Raw genomic sequence first — 25,157 nt, forward strand, 5'->3', positions numbered from 1 at the left:
TGCGGAAGCATGGCGCGGTACGGCGTGACGCCGGTGCCGGTGGCCAGCAGCAGATAGCGGCCGTTGCTGTCGTTCGCCTGCAGGCAGAAGCGCCCGTAAGGGCCGCTGGCCTCGATCACGCCGCCAATCGGCAGTTCGCCCAGCAGTTTGGTGGCCGCGCCACCTTCCACGTAGCTCACCGCGATCTCGACGCGCTGCACCGGCGAGGAGCCGTCGCCCACCGTACCGACCGAATAGCTGCGCTTGGTGGCCACGCCATCGTCGTAGTGAAAATGGACCTGCAGGAATTGCCCGGGCACAAAGGCCAATGGCTGCCCGTCCGCGCGCTCGAACGCCATATGGCGCACGGTGGGCGCCAGCATGGTGCTGTCGACGAGACGAAGCTGGAAATGGTCGGCCATGGATTTTCCCGGGAAACAAGAGTCTGATGCCGTGCCGGACGGCCCGGGCAAGCCCCGTATAATAAAAGGCTAGCCCCTTCGGTGCAGCTCATGTCCCCATCTCCCACACCCGCGCTGGTCGTCAACAACCTGCGCAAGACCTACAGCAATGGCGTCGAGGCCCTCAAGGGCATCAGTCTCACGGTGCAGCCAGGCGATTTCTTCGCCCTGCTCGGCCCCAACGGCGCCGGCAAGTCCACCCTCATCGGCATCCTGTCTTCCCTGGTGAACGCCTCCAGCGGCGATGCCGAGGTATTTGGCGTATCGGTCAACAAGCAGCGTGGCAAAGCCATGCAGCTGATCGGCCTGGTGCCGCAGGAAATCAACTTCAACCAGTTCGAGAAGCCGTTCGACATCTGCGTTAACGAGGCCGGCTTCTACGGCATCCCGCGCAAGATCGCCGTGGAACGCGCGGAGAAGTACCTCAAGGAACTGCGCCTGTGGGACAAGGCCCACCACCAGGCACGCATGCTTTCCGGCGGCATGAAGCGCCGCTTGATGATCGCCCGCGCCATGATGAACGAGCCCAAGCTGCTCATCCTCGATGAACCCACCGCCGGTGTGGACATCGAGATCCGTCGCTCCATGTGGCAGTTCGTCAGCGGCATCAACGCGGCGGGCACCACGGTGATCCTCACCACGCACTACCTGGAGGAAGCGGAGCAGCTGTGCCGCAACATCGCCATCATCGACCACGGCACCATCGTGGAAAACACCTCGATGAAGCGCCTGCTTTCCTCGCTGGACGTGGAAACCTTCGTGCTGGACGTGACCCATGTGCCCACCGAGCTGCCCGCCATCGCCGGTATCACACTGCGCCGCCTGGACGAGCACACGATGGAAGCGGAGATGTCCCGCTCGCACGACCTCAACTCGCTGTTCGCGGGCCTGAGCGAGCGCGGCATGACGGTGACGTCGATGCGCAACAAGACCAATCGACTGGAGGAACTGTTCGTGCGCCTCGTGGAACATGGCCGACAAGAGCAGGGCCGCAAGGACAGCACGGAGCAGGCCGCATGAACAGCGCAGGCAACCTCGTTGCACTCAACACCATCGTCCGCCGCGAAATCGTGCGCATCATGCGCATCTGGACGCAGACGCTGATTCCGCCCGCCATCACCATGACGCTGTACTTCGTCATCTTCGGCAAACTCATCGGCAGCCGCATCGGCCAGATGCATGGCTTTACCTACATGCAGTACATCGTGCCGGGCCTGGTGATGATGAGCATCATCACCAATAGCTACGGCAACATTTCCAGCTCGTTCTTCGGCGCCAAGTTCAGCCGCGCGGTGGAGGAAATGCTGGTATCGCCGATGCCCAACTGGGTGATCCTGCTCGGCTACGTCACCGGCGCCGTGACGCGCGGCCTGGTGGTCGGCGCCTTGGTGCTGCTCATCGCGCTGTTCTTCACCGACCTGCACGTGGCCCATCCCATCACCACCTTCCTCTCGGTGCTGCTGGGCGCGACGGTGTTCTCGCTGGCCGGCTTCGTCAACGCAGTGTTCGCCAAGAAGTTCGACGACATCGCGCTGGTACCCACCTTCGTGCTCACCCCGCTCACCTACCTCGGCGGCGTGTTCTATTCGGTGGACCTGCTGGGCGAACCGTGGCGCAGCATCTCGATGGTCAACCCCATCCTGTACATGGTGAATGCGTTCCGCTTCGGCGTGCTGGGCGTGAGCGATGTGAACATCTGGGTGGCGTTCGCGGTGATGCTGGTCTTCGTGATCGGCCTCGCCGCGGTGGCGCTGCATCTGCTCAAGCGTGGCGTCGGTTTGCGGTCGTAAAGGCATAACCCTGCAGGAGCGCACCCAGTGCGCGACCGCAGAGTTGCCATGCACCGCTTTGCCGGGCTATCGCGCACTGGGTGCGCTCCTACAGAAAGAACCAAAGATCGCTCCATGCGCGTCAACAAATACATCAGCGAAGCCGGCATCTGCTCCCGTCGCGAGGCGGACGAGCTGCTGCTGGCCGGTCGCGTCACCATCAATGGCGAAGTCGTCACCACCGGCGCCAAGGCGCTGGAGGGCGACGAGGTGTGCGTGGATGGCGAAGTCGTCAAGGCGCGCATCCTTGCCGCTACACCATCGGCCAAGCGGGCCGTCTACATCGCGCTGAACAAGCCGGTGGGCATCACCTGCACTACCGACCAGACGGTGAAGGACAACATCGTCGATTTCATCGACCACAAGGAACGCATCTTCCCGATCGGCCGTCTGGACAAGGATTCGGAAGGCCTGATCCTGCTCACCAGCAACGGCGACATCGTCAACGAAATCCTGCGCACCGAGAACAACCACGAGAAGGAATATCTGGTGGCGGTGAATAAGCCGGTCACTGACGAGTTCCTCAAGGGCATGGCACGCGGCGTGCGCATCCATGGCCAGATGACCAAGCCATGCAAGGTGCGCAAGATCGCCAAGTTCGGCTTCGCCATCATCCTCACGCAGGGCCTCAACCGGCAGATCCGCCTGATGGCCGCGGAATTCGGCTATCGCGTGACGCAGTTGCGGCGCGTGCGCGTCATCAACGTCAAGCTTGGGCATTTGAAGCCGGGGCAATGGCGGAATCTCACTGAGGCGGAGTTGAAGGGGTTGTTGCCTAATCGAACGCAGTGGTGAGTCGCTTTCGGGTTGTGGGGCTTTCCGCACGCCATTTACCCGTCGCCTCGGCAAGGGCCGGGGCCAAGGTGCGTTAGCCTTCGGTTGTAGCGATACAGCCAGCGTGCCGCTTACGACCGAAGGAAGTCCCTGTGGGACGCAGCGGGCGTTTCGACGTCCTGCCGGCGACGCGCAAGCTAGTCCCGTGGGACCGCCGAGTCACCTTTCTTTTGCTGGCCCACGCACGCGCTTCGAGCGCGTGCGAACGGCGAGGCCCGCACGCGGGGAGGCGCCATGGATGGCGCCGGCCTTGAGGAGCGAGGAAGGGCGGAGGGCAGGATGCCCGGAGTAAAAGAAACGTGACCCAAAGAAAGCGGCCTTAAAGAGCTGGCGGCACTGCGATGGATACAAGCCTGTCGACCGAGGCATCGACAGCACGTGGCTTTACTACCTCAAACGGCGCCGCTACTCCGCAACGCGTCGTGGTACTGAGGACTTAAAGCAGCGCCGCGCTTTGCTCCCTCTCCCCTTGGGAGAGGGCATTCTTACCGCATCGCTTCATCCCCTCGCTTTTCGCAGATCGCTTGCTGCAGCGCAACGGATCGCGGCCACGCGCGCTGCCGGGCAACGCTCCATCCCCAACGCACCTGCATCATTCCCTCCCTGCCATCCAAAGCTCGACATCCCGCCCGCCCTGTTGCATACGTATTCACTTCTAAGAACCGGGGCTGCCAGCGCAGAATCCCCGGACTCTGACTCGGGGAGAGGCAATGAATTTGAATACACCATCGACGTCGACGAACGCCGTCGACGATCTTGGACAGCACGCCACGGCGCGCGTGGTGCTGATCGCTTCGGCGGCTGCACTCGGCGGTTTCCTGTTTGGTTTCGATACCGCCGTGATCAACGGCGCGGTGGATGCCGTGCGCGCCAACTTCGGACTCGGCGCGGGGCAGATCGGCTTCGCCGTCTCCTGCGCGCTGCTCGGTTCCGCCGTAGGTGCGTGGTATGCCGGTCCGCTGGCCGACCGCTTCGGCCGCGTGCGCAGCATGCAGGTCGCCGCGCTGTTCCTCGCGCTCAGCGCGCTGGGCTCGGGCCTGGTCTCGGGTGTGGCCAGCCTGGTTTTCTGGCGCCTGGTCGGCGGCATCGGCGTGGGCATGGCCTCGGTGATCGCGCCGACCTACATCGCGGAAATTTCGCCAGCCGCCGTGCGCGGACGACTCGGTTCGCTGCAACAGCTCGCCATCGTGCTCGGCATCTTCGCCGCGCTGCTCAGCGATGCGTGGCTGGCCGGTACCGCCGGCGGCGCCGCGCAACCGCTGTGGATGGGCCTTGCCGCATGGCGCTGGATGTTCCTGGTCGCTGTGGTGCCCGCGTTGATCTATGGCTCGCTGGTGCTGGGCGTGCCGGAATCGCCGCGCCACCTGGTGGCCAAGGGTCGCCTCGCCGAAGCGCATGACGTGCTGCGTCGCGTGCTGGACATGCACAGTGAAACGGCGCTCAACGCGAAAGTGAAGGACATCCAGGACAGCCTGCACTCCGAATACCGACCCACCCTGCGCGATCTGCGTGGCAAGGCATTCGGCCTGCTGCCGGTGGTGTGGATCGGCATCCTGCTATCGGTGTTCCAGCAGTTCGTCGGCATCAACGTCATCTTCTATTACTCGTCCACGCTGTGGCATTCGGTGGGCTTCAGCGAAACCGATTCGTTCTCGATCACCGTCGCCACCTCGGTGGTGAACGTGCTGGTGACGCTGGTGGCCATCGCGCTGGTGGACCGCATCGGCCGCAAGCCGCTGCTGGTCATCGGCTCGGCCGGCATGACCGTCACGCTCGCCCTCATGGCCTGGTGCTTCTCGCAGGCCACCGGCAGCGGCGCGAACCTGAGCCTGCCCACGCCATGGAACATGGTCGCGCTGGTGTCCGCCAATGCGTACGTGGTGTTCTTCGGCCTCAGCTGGGGCCCGATGGTGTGGGTGCTGCTGGGCGAGATGTTCCCCAACCGCATCCGCGCGATTGCGCTGGCGGTCGCCGCTGCGGCGCAGTGGATCGCCAACTTCATCATCACCAGCAGCTTCCCGGCATTGGCCGAGATGGGCCTCAGCTTCGCCTACGGCCTGTATGCCGCTTTCGCACTGATTTCGCTGATCTTCGTGGTGAAGACGGTGCGCGAGACCAAGGGCATGGAGTTGGAGCAGATGCAGGGTTGATGCGCGAGGGACGGGGGCGAGAACGCTCCCGTCCCTGTCCGTCCCCGCCCTGCCCGGGGCGACATGCGACAATGTCGCATGACCGATTTCCGCACACTCCCGCTCAAGCCCGCGCTGCTCGCCAGCGTGGAAACCCTCGGCTACACCGAGATGACGCCGGTGCAGGCCCAAAGCCTGCCGCCGATGCTGGAGGGCCGCGACGTGATCGCGCAGGCCCGCACCGGCAGCGGCAAGACGGCGGCCTTTGGCCTGAGCCTGCTGCAAAGCCTGGATGTGGACACCATCCGCCTGCAGGCGCTGGTGCTGTGCCCTACGCGCGAGCTGGCCGACCAGGTGAGCAAGGCCATCCGCAAGCTGGCCGCCAATATTCCCAACGTGAAGCTGCTGACTCTGTGCGGTGGCATGCCGCTGGGGCCGCAGCTCGCCTCGCTCACGCATGATCCGCACATCGTGGTCGGCACGCCCGGGCGCGTGCAGGAACACCTGAAGCGCGAAAGCCTGCATGGCGGCGGCATCAAGGTGCTGGTGCTGGACGAGGCGGATCGCATGCTGGACATGGGTTTTTCCGAGGCCATCGACGACATCGTCGGGCGCATCGCCAAGCATCATCAGACGCTGTTGTTCTCCGCGACCTATGCCGAGGAAATCCGCCAGGTGAGCAAGCGCCTGCAGCGTGATCCCGTCGAGGTGACGGTGGAAACGCCGCACGAGGAAATCACCATCGAGCAACGTTTCCACGAGGTGGAGCCCGCGCAGAAGATGGATGCGCTCGCGCAGTTGCTCGGCAAGGAACATGCGCAGCACGCGCTGGTGTTCTGCAACATGCGCAAGGACGTTGATGCGGTGGCGGAGGAACTGGACAAGCGTGGCTTCTCCGCGCTCGCCCTGCACGGCGACATGGAGCAGCGCGACCGCGATGAAGTGCTGGTGCAGTTCGCCAATCGCAGCTGCTCCATCCTGGTTGCAACGGACGTCGCCGCGCGCGGTCTGGATATCGCCGCATTGCCGCTGGTGGTGAGCTTCGATATCGCACACGATCCCGATACCCACACGCACCGCGTCGGCCGCACGGGTCGCGCGGGCGAGACCGGTCACGCCATTACGCTGGTCACGCCTCGCGAGCGTCCCAAGGCCCTCAACATCGAAGACCAGCTTGGCCGGCCGCTGCCATGGCAACCACTGAAAGTGGCGCCGCCGCGCGGCAAGCAGCTCAACCTTGCGCCGATGCGCACGCTGGTGATCGATGCAGGACGCCAGGACAAGCTGCGCCCCGGCGACATTCTCGGCGCGCTGACCGGCGATGCCGGGCTGGATGCGAAAGACATCGGCAAGATTGACGTGTTCGCTACGCGTGCCTACGTCGCGATCCGGCGGGATCTTGCGAACAAGGCGCTGGAACGTCTGCGCGCCGGCCGCATCAAGGGACGCAATTTTCGCGTGCGCACGCTGCATTGAGCCCCGTGTAACATCTCCGCTTCCCTCCCGAGGAATTCCAGGATGATCCGCTGGCTTGCCTGCGCCACGGCGCTCGGTGCACTGGTGGCCTGCTCCGCGCAGGCGGCCGTGCCGGTGTACGGTTATCGCGTGGTGCACGCTTATCCGCACGACACCTCGGCGTATACCGAAGGCCTGTTTTACAAGGACGGCTATCTCTACGAGAGCACCGGTGAAGCTGGCGAGTCGACCGTGCGCAAGGTGGCGCTGGAAACCGGCAAGGTGTTGCAGCGCCACGATCTGCCGCCGCAGCATTTCGGCGAGGGCATCGTGGACTGGGGGACGCACATCGTGCAGCTCACCTGGAAGGACCAGTTGGGTTTCGTCTACGACCTGGCCAGCTTCACGCAGCAACGCACCTTCAACTATCCCGGCGAAGGCTGGGCGCTGACGCGTGACGACAAGCGCCTGTACATGAGCGACGGCTCGGCGGTGCTGCGCATCCTCGATCCCGAGACGCTGGCCACGGTGGGCAGCCTGATGGTGACCGACGGCGACAAGCCGGTGGTCAACCTCAACGAACTGGAATGGGTGAAGGGCGAGATCTACGCCAACGTGTGGATGACCGACCGCATCGCCCGCATCGATCCGGCCACGGGCCACGTGAAGGGCTGGATTGATCTTTCCGGCCTGCTGGACGTGAGCAAGCTGCCCGACCCTTACAACGACGTGCTCAATGGCATCGCCTACGATGCACAGCACGATCGACTGTTTGTCACCGGCAAGCGCTGGCCGAAGCTGTTCGAGATCACGTTGGTGCCTAAGGCGGGGCGGTAGGCGCCGAACTCCGCAAACCTGCACTCGTCATTCCCACGAATGCGGGAATGACGGTGTTCTTGTTGCGGCGACGCTCACCCGCACCACCATGCACCGCGACCCGTGCCATTCGGCAGGGGGACGCTTCCCGCACGCGACGCTAAAGTGACACGTTGCCTTGCCCGGAGCTTTCGATGCGTCCCCTTCCCGTCTTGCTGCCCTTGGCACTCAGCGTGGCCGTCTCCACCGCGTTTGCCGATGACGCACCGATGCAACCGCGACAGCAGCCGTCGTTGCAGGTGTTGTCCACGCAACCGAGCGAGTCTGAGCTGCACGCCACCATCGAGAAGCTGGTCGGCTTCGGCACGCGGCATACGCTGTCCGATACCACGTCGGACAAGCGTGGCATCGGTGCCGCGCGCCGCTGGGTGAAGTCGCGCTTCGAGCAGATATCGAAAGATTGCGGCGGCTGCATCGAAGTGGTGACGCCGTCGCAGGTGTTCACCGGCAAGCGCGTTCCCAAGCCGACCGAAGTGATGGACGTGGTGGCGATCAAGCGCGGCAAGGGCGATCCGCAGCGCGTGATCGTGATGACCGGCCACCTGGATTCACGCGTCACCGACGTGATGAACACCACCAGCGATGCACCGGGCGCGAACGATGATGCCTCCGGCGTGGCCGCGCTGATGGAAGCGGCACGCATCCTGTCCAGTCAGGACAACGACGCCACCTTGGTGTTCGCCGCGCTGTCCGGTGAGGAACAGGGCCTGTATGGCGGCAAGGTGCTGGCTGACTACGCCGTGCAGCAAGGCTGGCAGGTGCAGGCCGATCTCAACAACGACATCGTGGGCAACAGCCGCGGCCAGAACGGCGTGCTCGACAACCTCACGGTGCGCGTGTTCTCCGAGGGCACCAAGACCAACGAGACGCCCGAGCAGGCGAAGTACCGTGCCTATCACGGCGGCGAGGTGGATTCGCCCTCGCGCAATGTGGCGCGTTACATGGAACAGATCGCGTCGACCTACCTGCCCGACTTTCGCGTGCGCATGGTCTATCGCACCGACCGCTACAGCCGTGGCGGCGACCAGGTGCCGTTCCTCGAGGCCGGCTATCCCGCCGTGCGCGTGAGTGAAGGCCACGAGGATTACACCCGACAGCACCAGGACCTTCGCACCGAGAAGGGCATCAAGTTCGGCGACACCATCGATGGCGTCGACTTCCGCTATCTCGCCCGCGTCACCGCACTCAACACGCTCACCATGGCCGCCATGAGCCGCGCGCCGGCCCCACCCAGCGGCGTGAGCATCGAAGGTGCGCTCGCCACCGACACCACCGTGCACTGGAAGAAGGTGCCGGGTGCTGCCGGCTACGTGGTGCACTGGCGCGACACCATCGCGCCGCAGTGGCAGTACAGCCGCGTGGTGGGCGACGTCGACCAGGCGGTGATCAAGGACGTGGTGATCGACGACTGGTTCTTCGGCGTGTCGGCGCTGTCGGCCGAGGGTTACGAGAGCCCCGTCGTATTCCCCGGCGACGCCGGCAGCTTCCAGCGCTCGCCGGCGCCCAAGTCGCCCTGAGCGACTCGGCCGCCCGGGTTATCGCCAGCGTGCCCTGCACGCCGTAAGATCGTGACGCCGCGGCGCCTGAGGGGGAGCCGCGGCCGCATCGATCGATGCGCATCAACGGACGATACCCAGGGGACAAACATGGTTCGCAAAACACTGCTGCCGGCGCTGCTGCTGGCCGCCTTGGCCTGTACTTCGCCCGCGCGGGCCGAAGACGCCGCCCACGCCTCCGAAGCACAGCTCGTCCAATCGCTGCATCCGGTGACGGGCACGGTGGACATTCCCGGGGCGCAGGCCAAGCTCAAACTGGCCGACGGCTACAGTTTCCTGCGCGCCACCGACGCGCAGCGGGTGCTTACCCAGCTGTGGGGCAATCCACCGGACGCCGACGTGCTGGGCATGATCCTGCCCGGCACCGATCCGCACGTCGTGCTCGAGGAAAACAACTGGGCAGTGGTGGTGACGTTCGTCGACGAAGGCTACGTGTCCGACGGGGACGCGGCCAAGATCGACTATAACGACATGCTGAAGGACATGCAGGACGCCGCGAAGGATGAAAACGCCGAACGCCTGAAGGAAGGCTATTCCGCCGTCGAACTGATGGGCTGGGCCGAGCCGCCCCACTATGACGCCGCGACGCACAAGTTGTACTGGGCGCGCGACCTCAAGTTCTCCAAGGCCAACGGCGAAGAAGAAGGACGCACGCTGAACTACGCAATCCGCGTGCTGGGTCGAAAGGGCTATCTATCGCTCAACGCGGTGGCGCCGATCGGGGAGCTCGCGCAGGTGCGCGCGGATATGCCCGCCGTGGTGGAAATGGCCGATTTCGATCCGGGCCAGCGCTATACCGACTACAACGCAAGCACCGACAAAGCGGCCGCCTACGGCATCGCGGCGCTGGTGGCCGGCGGCATCGCCGCCAAGGCCGGGTTGTTCGCCAAGCTCGGCTTGATGTTGCTCGCGTTCAAGAAGTTCGTCGTGCTGGGTATTGCGGCGGTGGGTGGCGCGCTGTCCCGCCTGTTCAAGCGCAAGCAGGCCTGAGCTGTCACCTGATCATGGCGCTGCCCGACGGCGCCGTGGTTTTTTCTGCTGGAAGTCGTTGCGGTCGCCACACGAGGGTTGTCCGATGGCTTTTCCCGATTCGCCGTATCGTCGCAACGAGCGCCTGCCGCCCACCTGGGACGGCACGCTGCCACTGGAACTCCAGGATCGCCGGCCGCCACCGCTGCCGCCGAGACGGAGCGGCAACTACTTCCTTGCCCACTGGCGCGGCGAGCTCTCACTGGCGCAATCGTATTGGTGCAACGGCGTGCTGGTGGGCCTGGGATTGCGGCTCTTCCAAGCGCTGCTGCTGGCGTGGCTGGCGGATGCGCACCCTTCCCTCACGCACTTGCTGGTCGGCGTTGCCAGCTATGCCGTGCTGCGGCTGGCCATATCGGTGTGGCAGGTGGTCGGCATACTGCGCGCGGCGGCGCTGAGCGGCAGTCGATGGGCCGTGGTGGTGAACATCCTGATGGTGTTCGCCATCCTCGCCACGCTGGCCGCCCTGCCGACGGAATGGAGCGCGCTGCAGAAACTCGCGGCCGGCGCGTCCGAACAGCGACGCTACGACCAATACACGGTCGCGCCGGATGCGGACGGTAACGCCATTGTCGCCAAGGGCACCATGGGCCTGGGCTATGCGGATGCCGTCGCGGGGGCTTTCGCCAGCCATCCTTCGATCCGTCGCCTGGTGATCGACAGTGTGGGCGGCGACGTCGACAACGGCATGCAATTGCATGACTTCCTGGCGGCGCATCGCGACATCACCGTGGAAGTGGACCACCTTTGCGCCAGCGCCTGCACACTGGCCTTCATCGGAGGCGGTCAGCGCCTTGCTTCGACGCACGCCACGTTCGGCTTTCACCAGATGCGGTCGATCATCGACAGCCGCACCTCGAGGGACTACACGGGAAACATCCAGGAAAAGTACAAGTCGCTGCTGTCGCAGCTGGGCGCCTCGCCGGACTTCATCCGACTGGCCTTTGCCAAGCAGGGCGACGACGTGTACATGCCGCACGCCGACGAGCTGTTCGCCAACCACATCATCACTGGCCTGCTGGTGGACGGCCACGCGCTCGACGCCGGGCAATGGCAGCGGGAACAGTTTCTCTATTCGCTGCGCATGCTGCCGCATACACGGCGCATCGGTGATGCGCTGGCGCTGGTCCGCGTGCAATGGCCGGCGATTTACGACGCATGGGTAAAGCGCGACCTCGCCATCGCCGGCAAGCCCGAAAGTGACGAGACCGACCATGCGTATGCCATATCCCTGTGGACGGCATTGCATGGTGCCAGGCGTGCAGCGATGCAGACCGTTACGGCCGACCATGTACGCGCCTTCGCCATCGCGCGGCGCGACCTTCTGCGCATGATCAGCCAGCGACTGTCGCCGGATACCTGCGGGCGCTATCTCGATGGCCAGGGCTTCGACGCGGGCAAGCAGGCCAATGCGATCTTCATGGCCAATGGCGACAGCTACGCCAACCTGCTGGTCGACAACGATCCCTCGCACAAGATGACCGTCGATGCAGCACTGGGTACGCGGGAGCTGTCGCTGGCACGCAGCGTGGTGGCGCAATCGTCACCGGCGCGGCCCGGCGCGGACGTCCATGCACAGACGTGCCGCCGCGAGATCGCCCTGCTCGACAACCTGCTTACGCTGCCGCCACTGGGCAGCGACATGGCCTTGCGCAGCCTGTTCTCGCAGCCTTAGCGCTCAGCCGGCGTCGATGCGCACGCCGAGTGCGATGAGCCGACGCAGGCCATCGTCGCTCGGCTGCAACGCACGCGTGCCGGTGCGCCGGCGCAGCCAGCCGGCCTCAAGCAAGGCGTCGGTGAGCGACACGCCCAACGGGCCACCCACGTGCAGGCGGCGTTCGGTCCAGTCCAGACAACCACGGCCGGTGAGCGCGAGCAGCGGCGTCGCCGCGGCAATGGGCAGTCCTGCGTTCACCAGCGCCTCGACGCCCGCAGGTTGCAGCCGCAAGCCTTCACTCTCCGTCTGCAGATGACCCTGCATGAGCAACGCATCGCACAGGCTCACGCCCAGCCTGCCCGCCAGATGTCGGTAACAGGTGCGTGCAAGGCGCAGCGCGCGATCGCCCCTTGCCGGTTCCGGCAACACGGAAGGCGTACGCGGCAGCGCCATTGCCTCAAGCAAGGCCGAGACTTCTTCGCCGGCGAGCCGGTAATAGCGATGGCGTCCCTGCACGTGCACGGCGAGCAGGCCGCCGTCCAGCAGGCGCTTGAGATGGGAACTCGCCGTGGCCGCGCCCACGCCCGCGGCGCGTGCCAGTTCGCCCGCGGGCCTCGCGGTGCCGTCGATCAGCGCCAGCAACATGGCTGCTCGCGCGGGCTCGGCAAGCAGCGCGCCGATTTCGGCAAGCTGGTAGCGGCTCGGGGAAACGGTATCGTTCATGCCTGGAGTCTAGCGCCGCACCGACACCGGATACTTCGTTGCACAACGAAACATGGCGCCCTGCCACGCCACAGACTGTCCGTATGGACATCTATCGCGCACCCGACACACGCATCATCCATCCCTCCATCCTCTACTTCGGCACGCCGGTGGTACTCATCACCACGCGCAATCCCAACGGATCGACCAACATCACGCCGATGTCGTCGGCATGGGCACTTGCCGATCGCGTGGTGATCGGCCTGTCCGGCGGCGGCCAAGGCCTTGCCAACCTGCAGCGCGAAGGCGAGTGCGTGCTTAACCTTGCCAGCGAGCAGCTATGCGACGCAGTGGAGCGGATGGCGCCCACGACAGGCAGGCCTATCGTGCCCGCGTGGAAGCGCGACGCCGGCTATCGCCATGAAGCGGACAAGTTCGGCCTGGCCGGATTGCACACGGCGCCCTCGGTGACGGTCGATGCGCCACGCATCGCGGAATGTCCGCTGCAATTGGAAGCGCGCTTGCTGATGGCGATCGAACGCCCCCTGCAGACATGGCGAAACAGTGCGGGCGGCTATGTCATGGCGGAGCTGAAAGTGCTGCGCGTGCATGCCCATGACGACGTCACGGTGCCCGGCTCGAACCACATCGACCCGCGACGTTACCAGCCGCTGTTCTATCTGTTCCGCCATTACGTCGGCCGCGGGCGCGCCCTGGGCAAGACATTCAAGGCCGAGACATGACATGTGGCACCGGATCTCGCGCGCCCGCGCGATGCTAGGATCGCGCTCCTACGTCGGCAGGGATTCTTGTCCATGCGCATGCTCGTCACGGGAAGCTCCGGTCATCTCGGCGAAGCACTCGCACGCACGCTGCGCGATCTGGGCCACGAAGTGATCGGGCTGGACGTGGTCGAAGGTCCGTTCACGACGTCGCTCGGCTCCATCGTCGATCGCGCCACCGTGAAGCGCTGCATGGCCGGCGTGCACCACGTGTTCCATCCGGCCACGCTGCACAAGCCGCACGTGGCAACGCACGTCAGGCAGGCCTTTATCGATGTGAACCTCACCGGCACGCTGAACGTGCTGGAAGAGGCCGTGTCAGCCGGTGTGGCATCGTTCGTCTACACCAGCACCACCAGCGTGTTCGGCGATGCGCTGGTGCCACCGACGGGCGAGCCTGCTGCGTGGATTACCGAGGATATCGTGCCGCTCCCCAAGAACATCTACGGCGTGACCAAGGCCGCCGCAGAAGATCTTTGCCAGCTGTTCCAGCGCAACCAGGGGCTTGCTTGCATGGTGTTGCGCACCTCGCGCTTCTTTCCCGAGGAAGACGACGATCGCGATGTGCGTGCCCGCTACAGCGACGACAACCTGAAGGTGAACGAGTACCTGCATCGTCGCGTGGACATCGAGGACGTGGTGAGCGCGCACCTGCTGGCCGCACAACGGGCGACCGCGTTGGGCTTTCGCCGTTACATCATCAGCGCCACCACCCCGTTCCAGCCGGACGACATGGCGGCGCTACGCACGAAGGTGCCTGACGTCCTGCAGCATCGCGTGCCGGCCTACGCGGCGACATACACACGGCTGAAATGGACCATGGCGCCGGGCATCGACCGCGTCTACGTCAACGAGCGCGCGCGGAACGAACTGGGCTGGCAGCCGCGCCACGACTTCGCCTCCCTGATCGATCGGCTGGATGCGGGCGACGACATACGCAGCCCGCTGGCGCGCCTGGTGGGCGCCAAGGGCTATCACGCCGAAGCGTTTGCCGACGGACCGTATCCGGTCGAATAGCCATCCAACGCTCCCGGACGCATCCTTGTGAAGATTCCCGCGCTGCCGCTCACCCTGACCGACTGGAACGACGTACCCGTCACGCACCATCCCGGCAAGGCGGGCGAGGCGCGTTGGCGAACCTTCACCGCCGGCGACCTGCGCGTGCGCATGGTGGAATACAGCCCGGGCTATATCGCCGATCACTGGTGCGATCGCGGCCACGTGCTCTACGTGCTGGAAGGCGAGCTGCATTCCGAACTGAAGGACGGCCGGCGCTTCGTGCTCACGCCCGGCATGAGCTATCAGGTTTCCGACTTTGGCGACGCGGCGCACCGTTCCTCCACGCCCACGGGTGCCCGGCTCTTCGTTGTCGACTGAGCCAGGCTTGATACTGCGCGGGCGCGGGGCAACTGCCGAGCCGTGACCCGCCGCCCTGCCCGGCGGCGCGGCTCGGGAGATGATCTGCGGCGACGATGTCGAAAGCCGCCCTGCCCGTTCGTCATTGAGATGAGTGCGCCGCTGGAGCGGCCGTGCCTGCCCCTCACCTCAGGAGTCGACGATGACCGCTTTGTCCACCGCAACCCGCCACGCCGCGCTGGCGAGCCTTCTCATGGCGTCAGCCCTTGGCGGCTCGGTACACGCCGCAAACGCTACCTACACCATCGACCCCGCCCACACCTATCCCAGTTTCGAGGCCGACCATCTGGGTGGCCTGTCCACCTGGCGCGGCAAGTTCAACAGCACCAGCGGCAAGGTCACGCTGGACAAGGCCGCCGGCACCGGCAGCGTGGATATCACGGTGGATGCATCCAGCGTGGATTTCGGCCTGGACAAGATGAACGAGGCGGCGCGCAGCAACGAACTGTTCGACGTGGCGAAGTACCCCACCGCCACCTACAAGGGCAAGCTCGGCGGCTTCGTCAACGACGCGCCCACCAAGGTCACCGGCGAACTCACCCTGCACGGCGTGACGCGCCCGCTCGACCTGGCCATCCGTTCGTTCAAGTGCATGCCGCACCCGATGCTCAAGCGCGAACTTTGCGGTGCCGATGCCAGCGCCACCTTCCAGCGCGACGCCTTCGGCATGGAAGCCGGCAAGGCGTATGGTTTCAGCATGGACGTCGCGCTGCGCATCCAGGTCGAGGCGCTGATCGACGACAACGGCGGCGGCAAGGCGGCAAGCGCCGCCGCGTCCCGCTGACGGCACCGGAGAGAACCATGTCACTCACGCTCTACATGCATCCACTCGCATCGTTCTGCCACAAGCCGCTCATCGCGTTGTATGAGAACGGCACGCCGTTTCGCGCGCACCAGGTCGATCTCGGCAATGCGCAGGAACGCGCGGCGTTCTACAAGCTCTGGCCCATCGGTCGCTTTCCGCTGCTGCATGACGCCACGCGCGACTGCCTGGTGCCCGAATCCAGCATCATCATCGAGTATCTCGACCAGCGTTACCGGGGCCCGGTGACGCTGATTCCCGACGACCCTGATCTCGCCCGCGAGGTGCGCCTGCGCGACCGCTTCTTCGACATCTACGTCAACGAGACGATGCAGAAGGTGGTCACCGATCGCCTGCGTCCTTCAGGCCAGCATGACCACTACGGCGTGGCCGAGGCGCGCGACCGGCTGCGCGTAGCCTACGACGTGCTCGAACGCGACATGGAAGGACGCACGTGGATGGTGGGCGATGCCTTCAGCATGGCCGATTGCGCAGCCTCACCCGCGTTGTTCTACGCCAACCTGGTCATTCCGCTGGAAGACGCGCACCCGCGTCTGGCCGCCTATCTGCTTCGCCTCATGCAGCGCCCGGCGTTTTCGCGCGTGCTGGCCGAAGCCCAGCCCTACATGCATCTCGTGCCGCGCGAAGCGGCGCACGCCTGAACCATGGAGCCACACATGCTTACTGCACTCATCATTTTCCTGCTTGCCATCGGTGTCGTGCTGGTGATCGCCGCACGCCGTCCCGACCAGTTCCGCATCCAGCGCGAAGCCACCATCGATGCATCGCCCGAACGCGTTTTTCCCTTCATCAACGACCTGCATCGCTGGCAGTCGTGGTCGCCCTACGAAAAGAAAGACCCGGCCATGCAGCGCAGCTACGAAGGCGCGTGTGCCGGCGAAGGCGCGGTGTACGGCTGGAACGGCAACAAGAACATCGGCAGCGGCCGGATGGAGATCACCGAGTCCACCCCGTCTTCGCGCATCGAGATCAAGCTCGACTTCTTCGCGCCGTTCAAGGCCAGCAACACCGCCGAGTTCCTGCTGGAACCGCGTGGCGATGGCACCAAGGTCACCTGGGCGATGCATGGGCGCTCCCCTTTCACCAGCAAGCTGATGGGCCTCGTGATGAACATCGATCACATGGTCGGCAGGGATTTCGAGGAAGGCTTGGTGAACCTTCGCGCCATGGCGGAAGGCACGACCTGAGCGCCACTCAAGCGCAACGGCAGTCGCGAACATGCCGCATAACTGACATGTGGCTTGCGCGCTGTCTTCCTTGACCTGCCTGCAGCTGAACGATCCCGCCGCAGGCAGCGTCGGCAGCGTCAACCGACGCTTTCGGTCCTCGTTTCCCGGTCCAAGCCATCCGTCGCGGGTGGCCAGGGGTAACACGATCCATCGCCACCTGCCCGGCCACGCCGCGCATGGTCGCCCACGCCAACCTGAGGACCCGAGGGACACGAGCCATGAAGAACACCACGACATCGCGCTTCGCCCTGATCGCCTTTTCCATGCTCGCCACGCTCGCCAGCGCCGGAGCCATGGCCCAGTCCACGTCACCGGACAACATCCCCGGCCATCCGCGCGTCAGCGAGGTGAACCAGCGCTTGGACAACCAGCAGGATCGCATCCAGAACGGTGTCGCCGATGGCCAGATCAACGCCAAGCAGGCCGCGCGCGACGAGAAGCACGACTCCAACATCGCCGCACGCGAAAGCCGCGACGAAGCCGAACATGGCGGGCATCTCACCAGGCAGGAACAGAAGAACCTCAACAAGTCCCTGAACAAGGACAGCAAGCACATCCACAAGCAGCGCACCGACGGCTGATTCACGCCGGCAAGCCACGCGCATGGCCATGGATGGCCAAAATCGCCACCCTACCCCTTTCAGCACTGGCGAGCGCCGCCGCGCATGCGACCATGCCGGCACTCAAACCTTGCGGGAGGGGCTATGGTCAGCAGGATCCTGGCAGTCGCTTGTATCGGTGCATTGGCCTGGGGAACGGCGCACGCCGCCGACCCTGCCTCCGGCAAGCCGCAGTACGGCACGTGGGGATTTGACCGGGCAGGCGCCGATACATCGGTAAAGCCCGGCGACAATTTCTTCCGCTACGCCAACGGCACGTGGCTGGAGCACACGCCGATACCGCCCGACAAACCGGCCGTGAGCCTGCGCCTGGCGATGTCCGACCTCACCGAGCAGCACCTGCACGACATCATGGAGTCGGCGGCGAAAAAGCACGCAGCCATCGATACGCTGGAAGGCAAGGTCGGCGCGTTCTACCGGTCGTACATGGACGAAGCGCGCATCGACGCGCTGGGCGCCAAGCCGATCGAGCCGCAGCTGGATGCCGTGCGCAAGGCCACCACGCGCGATTCGCTGGCAGGCCTGATGGGGCGCACCAACATCGACTTCGAAGGCACGCTGTTCAACTTCGTGCTGGATACCGATCTCAAGGACACCAAGCGCTACGCCGTGTACCTCACGCAGGCCGGCCTGGGTTTGCCCGACCGCGATTACTACCTCAAGCCGGAATTCGCCAAGCAGAAGGCTGCGTACCAGGCGTATGTCGAGCAGTTGCTCACTCTGGTGAACTGGCCGCAGCCGGCCGCCGCGGCCAAGGACGTGGTCGCCTTCGAAACCGCCATTGCGCAGGAAAGCTGGACCAAGGTGCAGCAGCGCGATCCGGTGGCAATGTACAACCCCGTGAGCATCGCTGAGCTGCAGAAGCTGGCGCCGGGCTTCGACTGGCCGGCATTCCTGAAGTCTGCACAGCTGGGTGATCTCAAGCGCATCGTGGTGGCGGAAAAAACCGCGTTTCCGAAACTCACCTCGCTGTATGCGCACACGCCGGTCGCCACGCTGCAGGCATGGCAGGCAGCACACATCGCGGACAACGCGGCGTACTACCTGTCCAAGCCGTTCCAGGATGCGTACTTCGGCATGCGCGGCAAGACGCTCACCGGCCAGCAGCAACAGCAGGTGCGATGGAAGCGCGGCGTGCATGCGGTGTCCGGAGGCGATTGCGGCGTGGGCGAACGGCTGGACTGCTTCGGCAATCTTGGCTGGGGCGTGGGCCAGCTCTACACCACCACCTACTTCCCCGCCTCGTCCAAGGCCAAGATCGAGGAACTGGTCGGCAACCTCAAGACGGCTTACCGCGCGCGCATCGAGAAGCTCGACTGGATGAGTCCGAAGACGCGCGAAGAAGCGCTGCGCAAACTGGACACCTACACCATCAAGGTGGGCTACCCGGATCATCCGCGCGATTACTCGAAAGTCGAGCTGCGCAATGACGACCTCGCCGGCAACGTGCTGCGCGCCGCGCAGGCGGACTGGTCGTTCTACGTCGACCGACTCAACGGCCCGGTCGATCGCAGCGACTGGTCGATGACGCCGCAGACCAACGATGCCTACAACGGCTCGCTGCGCGACATCGTGTTTCCCGCGGCCATCCTGCAGGCGCCGATCTTCGATCCCAACGCCGACCCGGCCATCAACTACGGCGCCATCGGCGGCGTGATCGGCCACGAACTCACGCATGGCTTCGATGACGAAGGCCGCAAGTTCGACGCCGACGGCAACCTGCGCGACTGGTGGACAGCGGCCGACGCCAAGGCCTTTGACGAGCGGGCTAAAAAACTCGGCGCGCAGTACGACGCGTTCGAACCGCTACCTGGCGTGCACATCAACGGCAGCCTCACCATGGGCGAGAACATCGCCGACCTCGGCGGCCTCACGCTGGCGCTCGATGCCTACCACGCCTCGCTGCACGGCCAGCCCGCGCCAGTCATCGACGGTCTCAGCGGCGACCAGCGCGTGTTCCTCGGCTGGGCCCAGGCCTGGCGCGGCAAGCTCACCGACGACGCCATCCGCCGCCAGGTCGCCAGCGACCCGCACTCGCCCCGCGCCTTCCGCGTGAATGGTCCGGTGCGCAATATCGACGCGTGGTATCAGGCGTTTGGCGTGCAGCAGGGCGACAAGCTCTATCTCGATCCGAAGGAGCGGGTGCGGATCTGGTGACGTCTCGCATGGATGACAGGGCGGCAACCCTTGGGTTGCCGCCACCGTTGCTGCGCTCGTCCTCCGCGGACGTACCGCCGCTCCTGCAAGGCGCCTGATTCCCTCTAGCCCGACAGGTCGCCGCGTTTTTCCGGCGCCGTGCTATCACGATGGAAAGCCACCACCATCGGCGTTGTCATCATCGTCGTCACAATGGCCATCACCAGCAGGATGGTGAACATCGCCGGCGTGATCACGCCGGCGTCGAGGCCCACCTTGATCACAATGAGTTCCATCATGCCGCGCGCGTTCATCAGCGAGCCGATGGCCAGGCTGTCGCGCCAGCCTTGCCCGGAAACGCGCGCGCCGAGGGTGCCCCCGATGAGCTTGCCGAGGATGGAAACAGTGAGCACGAGGCCCAAGGCCAAGCCGGCGTCCGCACTCAACAGCTGCGCGGTAGTGCTTAACCCTGCGAGCACAAAGAACACCGGTACCAGGGTCGCCAGCGTGACGTGCTCCACGCGCTCGATCAGGCCCTGCAGCAAACGGTCATCGCGCGGCAGGCACAGGCCGAACAGGAATGCGCCGAACACGGCGTGCAAGCCCAGCCATTCGGTGATCGCCGCGCAACCGATCGCGCCGGCCAACAGGAACGCGAGCACTGCGCCATTCGCATGCCCATCGGGCGCATGCCTCGAGAGCAGCCATGCGCACGACGGACGCAACACGACCCAGGCAACGCCGAGCAGCAGCACCAGCCCAGCGATGGTTCGCCAGAACGGCAGCCAGTCGCCGTGCGCGCTGATCAACGCCACCACCAGGGCCAGCGCCACCCAGGCCAGTACATCGGCCACGGCAGCAGCGGCGATGCCCAGGCGACCCGGAAGACTGTCTGTGAGCCCGCGCTCTTTCACGACGCGCGCCATCACCGGCAGCGCCGTGATCGCGCAAGCCGTGGCCATGAACATCGCAAACGGCCCATATGACACGCCGACAGGCGCATAGCCGCGGAACAACCACGGTGAAACGCCAAGCGCCAGCAGGCCGGGCAGCACGAAGGCCAGCCCGCCGACCCACATGGCTGGTCGCAGCAGGCGACTGCCCCGCGGCACGCGCAGCTCGGCGCCCACCACCGTCATGAACAACACCAGGCCCAGTGTGCTCAGGCTCTGCAGGGCGCCAAGGCTGGCGGCCGGAAACAGGCGCGCCTGCCACGACGGCGCCAGCATGCCGAACAGCAGCGGCCCCAGCGCCAGTCCCGCCAGCATTTCTCCCACCACGGCCGGTTGGCCCAGCCAGCGCAACAGCCAAGCCAGCAGCCGCGAGGCCACCACGATCACCAGCAGCTGGACGAGCAACAGCGGATGCCCCATCAACCCATCCCTTCCCCGCGAGACGAACCGGCAGCTTGCATGGCGACGGAACGCGCCGCAACGCTGCTGTCCGGCGCGTCGGCCCGGTCCGCGAGCCACCCGGCCTTGGGCGGCCCTCGCGAGCAAAATTCCCAAGGCGAGATAAACCTCCCAGCCGCCTCGCCTTTTTCCAGTTATCCACGCCCCATCCACAAGTTATTGGGTTGACCCACCCGGATCAGCCCGATATGTTGTGCCCCGTCGGTGCCACTCTCAGACTAACCATCTGAGGCTGGCTTGAGGGAATCCGGTGAAATTCCGGAGCTGCCCCGCAGCGGTAAGCGGAAACGAAAGCCAACAACGCACTGGCCCTCAGCGGCTGGGAAGCGGGAGCGAGTAGGCCGGGTCGCAAGACCCAAGTCCGCAAGTCCGAAGACCTGCCGACACATCGTGGCCATAGCGCCGCGGTGAGTGGTGACGGCTTCCGCGGGGAGGCGCGTCGATGCGCGGGGCAGCAGCCCTGCCGATCGACCGTCCGTGGAATTCGCACCCTTCAGCCCTGCGCGCGGGAGCAGGCGGTTGATGACCACGCTTGGAGCGAAGTCGCCATGCAACCTATCGATACCACCGCGCGCGAACGTGAAGACGATCGTGCGGATGCCGCCTTTCCCGCCGATGCCGCTGTGGCTGAGGCTCCCCGTGCGGACACGCCGTTCGCCCTGACGCCGCCGCACAACCCGGGCCAGATGCGCGTGACCAAGCGCAGCGGTCGCCAGGAAGTGGTGGACGTCAACAAGATCGTGCGCGCCGTGACCCGCAGCAGCGAAGGCCTGCATGCAGTCGACCCGATGCGCGTGGCACTCAAGACCATTGGCGGACTGTACGACGGCGCCACCACGCAGGAACTGGATCAGCTGTCGATCCGCACTGCCGCGGCACTTACCGCGGAGGAGCCCGAATACGGTCAGCTCGCCGCGCGCCTGCTTGGTGCATTCATCGACAAGGAAGTGAGCGGCCAGGAAATCCAGAGCTTCTCGCAGTCGATCGCGCGCGGCGCGGAACTGGGCATCCTCAACGATCGCCTGCGCGACTTCGTGGCCACCAATGCGCGCAAGCTCAACGACGCGGTCGATCCGCTCGCCACGCGCCGCTTCGAATACTTCGGCCTGCGCACGGTGTACGACCGCTACCTGCTGCGCCATCCGCAGAAGCGCCTGGTGATCGAGACGCCGCAGCACTTCTTCATGCGCATTGCCTGCGCACTGGGCGGCAGCGAGATCGGCGAGACGCTGGAGCTGTATCGCCTGCTATCGTCGCTGGAATACATCGCCAGCTCGCCGACGCTGTTCAACGCCGGCACCGCGCACGAACAGCTCAGTTCCTGCTTCCTGCTCGACTCGCCGGCTGATTCGCTGGAATCAATCTACGAGAAGTACGGCGATGTGGCCAAGCTCAGCAAGTTTGCCGGCGGCATCGGCCTGGCTTACTCGCGCGTGCGTTCGCGTGGATCGCTGATCAAGGGCACCAACGGCCACTCCAACGGCCTGGTGCCGTGGCTGAAGACGCTCGACGCGTCGGTCGCGGCGGTGAACCAGGGCGGCAAGCGCAAGGGCGCGGCCTGCGTGTACCTGGAACCATGGCACGGCGACATCGAGGAATTCCTCGAACTGCGCGACAACACCGGCGACGAAGCGCGCCGCACGCACAACCTCAACCTCGCCAACTGGATTCCCGACGAATTCATGCGCCGCGTGGAAATTGACGGCGAATGGTCGCTGTTCGATCCCAAGGTGGTGCCGCACTTCGTCGACAGCTGGGGCGAGACGTTCGAAAAGGCTTACCGCGAGGCGGAAGCCGCCGGCCTCGCCGTGAAGAAGGTAAAGGCCCGCGAACTGTACGCCCGCATGCTGCGCACGCTGGCGCAGACCGGCAACGGCTGGATGACCTTCAAGGATCGCAGCAACGCCACCAGCAACCAGACGGCCAAGGCCGAGAACGTCATCCACCTGTCCAACCTGTGCACTGAGATCCTGGAAGTCACCAATGCCGACGAGACAGCGGTGTGCAACCTGGGTTCGGTGAACCTGTCGCGCCACGTGGTGGACGGTCGATTCGATTTCGACAAGCTTGCCGCCACCGTGCGTACCGCGGTGCGCCAGCTGGACCGCGTGATTGATCTCAACTTCTATCCGATCGACACCGCCAAGGTCGCCAACAACAAGTGGCGCCCGGTCGGACTGGGCGTGATGGGCCTGCAGGACGTGTTCTTCAAGCTGCGCCTGGCCTTCGACTCGGCCGAGGCGCTGGCGCTGTCCACCCGCATCGCCGAGGAGATCTACTTCAACGCACTGTCGCAGTCGAACGAACTGGCCGCGCAGTTCGGTGCCCACCCGGGCTTTGCCGAAAGCCGTGCCGCCAACGGCGAGTTGCAGTTCGACTACTGGTCGAACGCGCAACCCAACGACAAGGCTCGCTGGGACGAACTGCGCGAATCGATCAAGATCAAGGGCCTGCGCAACTCGCTGCTGATCGCCATTGCGCCGACCGCCACCATCGCTTCCATTGCCGGCTGCTACGAATGCATCGAGCCGCAGGTGAGCAACCTGTTCAAGCGCGAGACGCTGTCGGGTGATTTCCTGGTGGTGAATCGCTACCTGGTGGAAGAGCTCAAGACGCTGGGACTTTGGACGGCTGAAGTGCGCGACGCGATCAAGCTGGCCGAGGGTTCCATCCAGGGCATCAGTGCGATTCCCGAACGCCTGCGCACCATCTACCGCACGGTGTGGGAGCTGCCGCAGAAAGCCTTGATCGACCTGGGCGCCGCGCGCGGTGCCTACATCGACCAGAGCCAGTCGCTGAACCTGTTCATGGAGAACCCGAACATCGGCCAGCTCAGCTCCATGTACATGTACGCGTGGAAGTCCGGCATCAAGACCACGTATTACCTGCGTTCGCGTCCGGCCACCAAGATCACCAAGACCACGGTCTCGGCGGTGCCGGCAACCAAGACTGCGCCGCCGGTGCCGGAGCAGGAACAGGCGACGGCAGCGGTGTTCTGTTCGCTGGAGAATCCGGAGTATTGCGAGGCGTGCCAGTAACGCCCAGCTTCCCCCTGCTGGCAGGGGGAAGCTGGGAGGGGGTCGCTCTTAGGCGCGGCGTTACCCCTCCCCAGCCCTCCCCTGCTACACGCAGGGGAGGGAGCGATGCACCACCGTTATCTTTTGAGGAACACCATGTCCGCCCAACCCGAACGCAACCAGCACATTCTCGATCCCGGCTTCGAACTCACCCTGCGCCCGATGCGCTATCCCGAGTTCTATGAGATGTACCGCAACGCGATCAAGAACACCTGGACCGTGGAAGAGGTGGATTTTTCGCTGGACGTCACCGACCTGAAGTCCAAGATGTCCGACGCGGATCGCCACCTGATCCATCGCCTGGTCGCGTTCTTCGCCACCGGCGACACTATCGTGGCGAACAACCTGGTGCTCAACCTGTACCAGCACATCAATGCGCCCGAGGCGCGCATGTACCTATCGCGCCAGCTGTACGAGGAAGCGCTGCATGTGCAGTTCTATCTCACGCTTCTCGACACTTATATTCCCGACCCGAACGAGCGCAACAGGGCGTTCGCGGCGATCCAGAACATTCCGTCGATTCGCCAGAAGGGCGAGTTCTGCTTCAAGTGGATTGACTCCATCCAGAACCTGCAGAAGCTGGAAACGCGCGAGCATCGGCGCCAGTTCCTGCTCAACCTGATCTGCTTTGCCGCATGCATCGAAGGCCTGTTCTTCTTTGCCGCGTTCGCCTACGTGTACTTTCTGCGTTCGCGAGGCCTGCTGCACGGCCTGGCGTCGGGCACCAACTGGGTGTTTCGCGACGAGAGCTGCCACATGGCATTCGCCTTTGACGTGGTGCGTACGGTGCGCGCCGAGGAGCCCGACCTGTTCGACGAAGATATGCGCGCGCAGATCGAGGAAATGCTGGAGGACGCCATCGCCTGCGAAACGCAGTTCGCCGAGGACGTGCTTTCCGGCGGCGTGGCCGGCCTGTCGGTGAAGGACATGCGCCAGTATCTGGAATACTGCGCCGACCAGCGCCTTGCCCAGCTAGACCTTCCGAAGAAGTACGGCGCCAAGAATCCGTTCGACTTCATGGATCTGCAGGACGTGCAGGAAGTGACTAACTTCTTCGAGCGGCGCGTCTCCGCCTACCAGGTGGGCGTGCAGGGCGAAGTCGCCTTCGACATGGCGTTCTGATCGCCCACGCCGCGCGGCGACGTGCGTGGCGCC

At 64.9% G+C, this 25,157-nt stretch carries 22 protein-coding genes and 1 riboswitch; of the genes, 19 read left to right on the forward strand and 3 right to left on the reverse strand.

The annotated features are described in order from the left end of the window. The coding region (locus VFG49_RS17030; protein ID WP_324862735.1) for a ferredoxin--NADP reductase at positions 1-401 on the reverse strand (401 nt) is incomplete at its 3' end. Positions 402-491: 90 nt separating this feature from the next. On the opposite strand from VFG49_RS17030, the gene VFG49_RS17035 reads away from it, so the two are divergent. From VFG49_RS17035 to VFG49_RS17075, 9 genes are all read left to right on the forward strand, one after another. After that, on the forward strand, positions 492-1,460 hold the full coding sequence (locus VFG49_RS17035; protein ID WP_324862737.1) for an ABC transporter ATP-binding protein: 969 nt from the start codon (positions 492-494) through the stop codon (positions 1,458-1,460). Further along, a complete protein-coding gene (locus tag VFG49_RS17040; protein WP_324862739.1) occupies positions 1,457-2,230 on the forward strand; it encodes an ABC transporter permease in 774 nt (257 codons plus the stop codon). Before VFG49_RS17035 ends, VFG49_RS17040 begins: the two co-directional genes overlap by 4 nt. A 114-nt stretch (positions 2,231-2,344) precedes the next feature. After that, positions 2,345-3,064 (forward strand): 23S rRNA pseudouridine(2604) synthase RluF, encoded by a 720-nt coding sequence (gene rluF / locus VFG49_RS17045; RefSeq protein ID WP_324862742.1) that lies wholly within the window; start codon positions 2,345-2,347, stop codon positions 3,062-3,064. A gap of 749 nt (positions 3,065-3,813) precedes the next feature. Further along, the gene (locus VFG49_RS17050) at positions 3,814-5,253 is read left to right on the forward strand and encodes a sugar porter family MFS transporter (RefSeq protein ID WP_324862744.1); all 1,440 of its coding nucleotides are present in this window, start codon (positions 3,814-3,816) and stop codon (positions 5,251-5,253) included. A gap of 78 nt (positions 5,254-5,331) precedes the next feature. Next, the gene (gene dbpA / locus VFG49_RS17055) at positions 5,332-6,708 is read left to right on the forward strand and encodes an ATP-dependent RNA helicase DbpA (protein ID WP_324862746.1); all 1,377 of its coding nucleotides are present in this window, start codon (positions 5,332-5,334) and stop codon (positions 6,706-6,708) included. Positions 6,709-6,750: 42 nt separating this feature from the next. Beyond that, positions 6,751-7,524, forward strand: a complete 774-nt coding sequence (locus VFG49_RS17060) for a glutaminyl-peptide cyclotransferase (protein ID WP_324862748.1) — start codon at positions 6,751-6,753, stop codon at positions 7,522-7,524. Between the two features lie 173 nt (positions 7,525-7,697). Then, positions 7,698-9,080, forward strand: coding sequence for a M28 family metallopeptidase (locus VFG49_RS17065; RefSeq protein ID WP_324862750.1), 1,383 nt, complete (start codon positions 7,698-7,700; stop codon positions 9,078-9,080). 129 nt (positions 9,081-9,209) lie between these two features. Beyond that, positions 9,210-10,109 carry a DUF2167 domain-containing protein gene (locus VFG49_RS17070; RefSeq protein ID WP_324862752.1) on the forward strand — a complete coding sequence of 300 codons (900 nt, stop codon included), beginning with the start codon at positions 9,210-9,212 and terminating at the stop codon, positions 10,107-10,109. A gap of 85 nt (positions 10,110-10,194) precedes the next feature. Next, positions 10,195-11,823 carry a hypothetical protein gene (locus VFG49_RS17075; protein WP_324862753.1) on the forward strand — a complete coding sequence of 543 codons (1,629 nt, stop codon included), beginning with the start codon at positions 10,195-10,197 and terminating at the stop codon, positions 11,821-11,823. A 3-nt stretch (positions 11,824-11,826) separates the two neighbouring features. Here the strand turns inward: VFG49_RS17075 and VFG49_RS17080 are convergent, their stop codons facing one another. Then, on the reverse strand, positions 11,827-12,528 hold the full coding sequence (locus tag VFG49_RS17080; protein ID WP_324862754.1) for a helix-turn-helix transcriptional regulator: 702 nt from the start codon (positions 12,526-12,528) through the stop codon (positions 11,827-11,829). 83 nt (positions 12,529-12,611) lie between these two features. On the opposite strand from VFG49_RS17080, the gene VFG49_RS17085 reads away from it, so the two are divergent. The 8 genes from VFG49_RS17085 to VFG49_RS17120 all read left to right on the forward strand — a co-directional run bounded on the left by VFG49_RS17085 (position 12,612) and on the right by VFG49_RS17120 (position 19,534). Further along, entirely contained in the window at positions 12,612-13,250 is a 639-nt protein-coding gene (locus VFG49_RS17085) for a flavin reductase family protein (RefSeq protein ID WP_324862756.1), read from the forward strand. Positions 13,251-13,322: 72 nt separating this feature from the next. Next, positions 13,323-14,306 (forward strand): NAD(P)-dependent oxidoreductase, encoded by a 984-nt coding sequence (locus VFG49_RS17090; protein ID WP_324862758.1) that lies wholly within the window; start codon positions 13,323-13,325, stop codon positions 14,304-14,306. A gap of 27 nt (positions 14,307-14,333) precedes the next feature. Next, entirely contained in the window at positions 14,334-14,666 is a 333-nt protein-coding gene (locus VFG49_RS17095; RefSeq protein ID WP_324862760.1) for a DHCW motif cupin fold protein, read from the forward strand. A 181-nt stretch (positions 14,667-14,847) separates the two neighbouring features. Further along, positions 14,848-15,489, forward strand: a complete 642-nt coding sequence (locus VFG49_RS17100) for a YceI family protein (RefSeq protein ID WP_414649168.1) — start codon at positions 14,848-14,850, stop codon at positions 15,487-15,489. 17 nt (positions 15,490-15,506) lie between these two features. Further along, positions 15,507-16,169 (forward strand): glutathione S-transferase family protein, encoded by a 663-nt coding sequence (locus VFG49_RS17105; protein ID WP_324862762.1) that lies wholly within the window; start codon positions 15,507-15,509, stop codon positions 16,167-16,169. Between the two features lie 15 nt (positions 16,170-16,184). Further along, positions 16,185-16,715, forward strand: a complete 531-nt coding sequence (locus VFG49_RS17110; protein WP_324862764.1) for an SRPBCC family protein — start codon at positions 16,185-16,187, stop codon at positions 16,713-16,715. Positions 16,716-16,975: 260 nt separating this feature from the next. Next, on the forward strand, positions 16,976-17,338 hold the full coding sequence (locus VFG49_RS17115; protein WP_324862766.1) for a hypothetical protein: 363 nt from the start codon (positions 16,976-16,978) through the stop codon (positions 17,336-17,338). A 123-nt stretch (positions 17,339-17,461) separates the two neighbouring features. Continuing rightward, positions 17,462-19,534 carry a M13 family metallopeptidase gene (locus tag VFG49_RS17120; protein ID WP_324862768.1) on the forward strand — a complete coding sequence of 691 codons (2,073 nt, stop codon included), beginning with the start codon at positions 17,462-17,464 and terminating at the stop codon, positions 19,532-19,534. A gap of 104 nt (positions 19,535-19,638) precedes the next feature. Here VFG49_RS17120 and VFG49_RS17125 read toward each other — a convergent pair whose 3' ends face one another. Then, positions 19,639-20,886: a cation:proton antiporter gene (locus tag VFG49_RS17125; RefSeq protein ID WP_324862770.1), complete on the reverse strand. Its 1,248-nt coding sequence runs from the start codon at positions 20,884-20,886 to the stop codon at positions 19,639-19,641. A gap of 224 nt (positions 20,887-21,110) precedes the next feature. Next, positions 21,111-21,324: riboswitch (cobalamin riboswitch) on the forward strand. Positions 21,325-21,473: 149 nt separating this feature from the next. Between VFG49_RS17125 and VFG49_RS17130 the strand changes: the two genes are divergently transcribed. Continuing rightward, the gene (locus tag VFG49_RS17130) at positions 21,474-23,963 is read left to right on the forward strand and encodes a ribonucleoside-diphosphate reductase subunit alpha (RefSeq protein WP_324862772.1); all 2,490 of its coding nucleotides are present in this window, start codon (positions 21,474-21,476) and stop codon (positions 23,961-23,963) included. 135 nt (positions 23,964-24,098) lie between these two features. Next, complete coding sequence (locus tag VFG49_RS17135; protein WP_324862774.1) at positions 24,099-25,124, forward strand: ribonucleotide-diphosphate reductase subunit beta; 1,026 nt, start codon at positions 24,099-24,101, stop codon at positions 25,122-25,124. The last annotated feature ends 33 nt before the right edge of the window (positions 25,125-25,157 follow it).

This window comes from Dyella sp., assembly GCF_035685885.1.
Lineage (GTDB): Bacteria > Pseudomonadota > Gammaproteobacteria > Xanthomonadales > Rhodanobacteraceae > Dyella.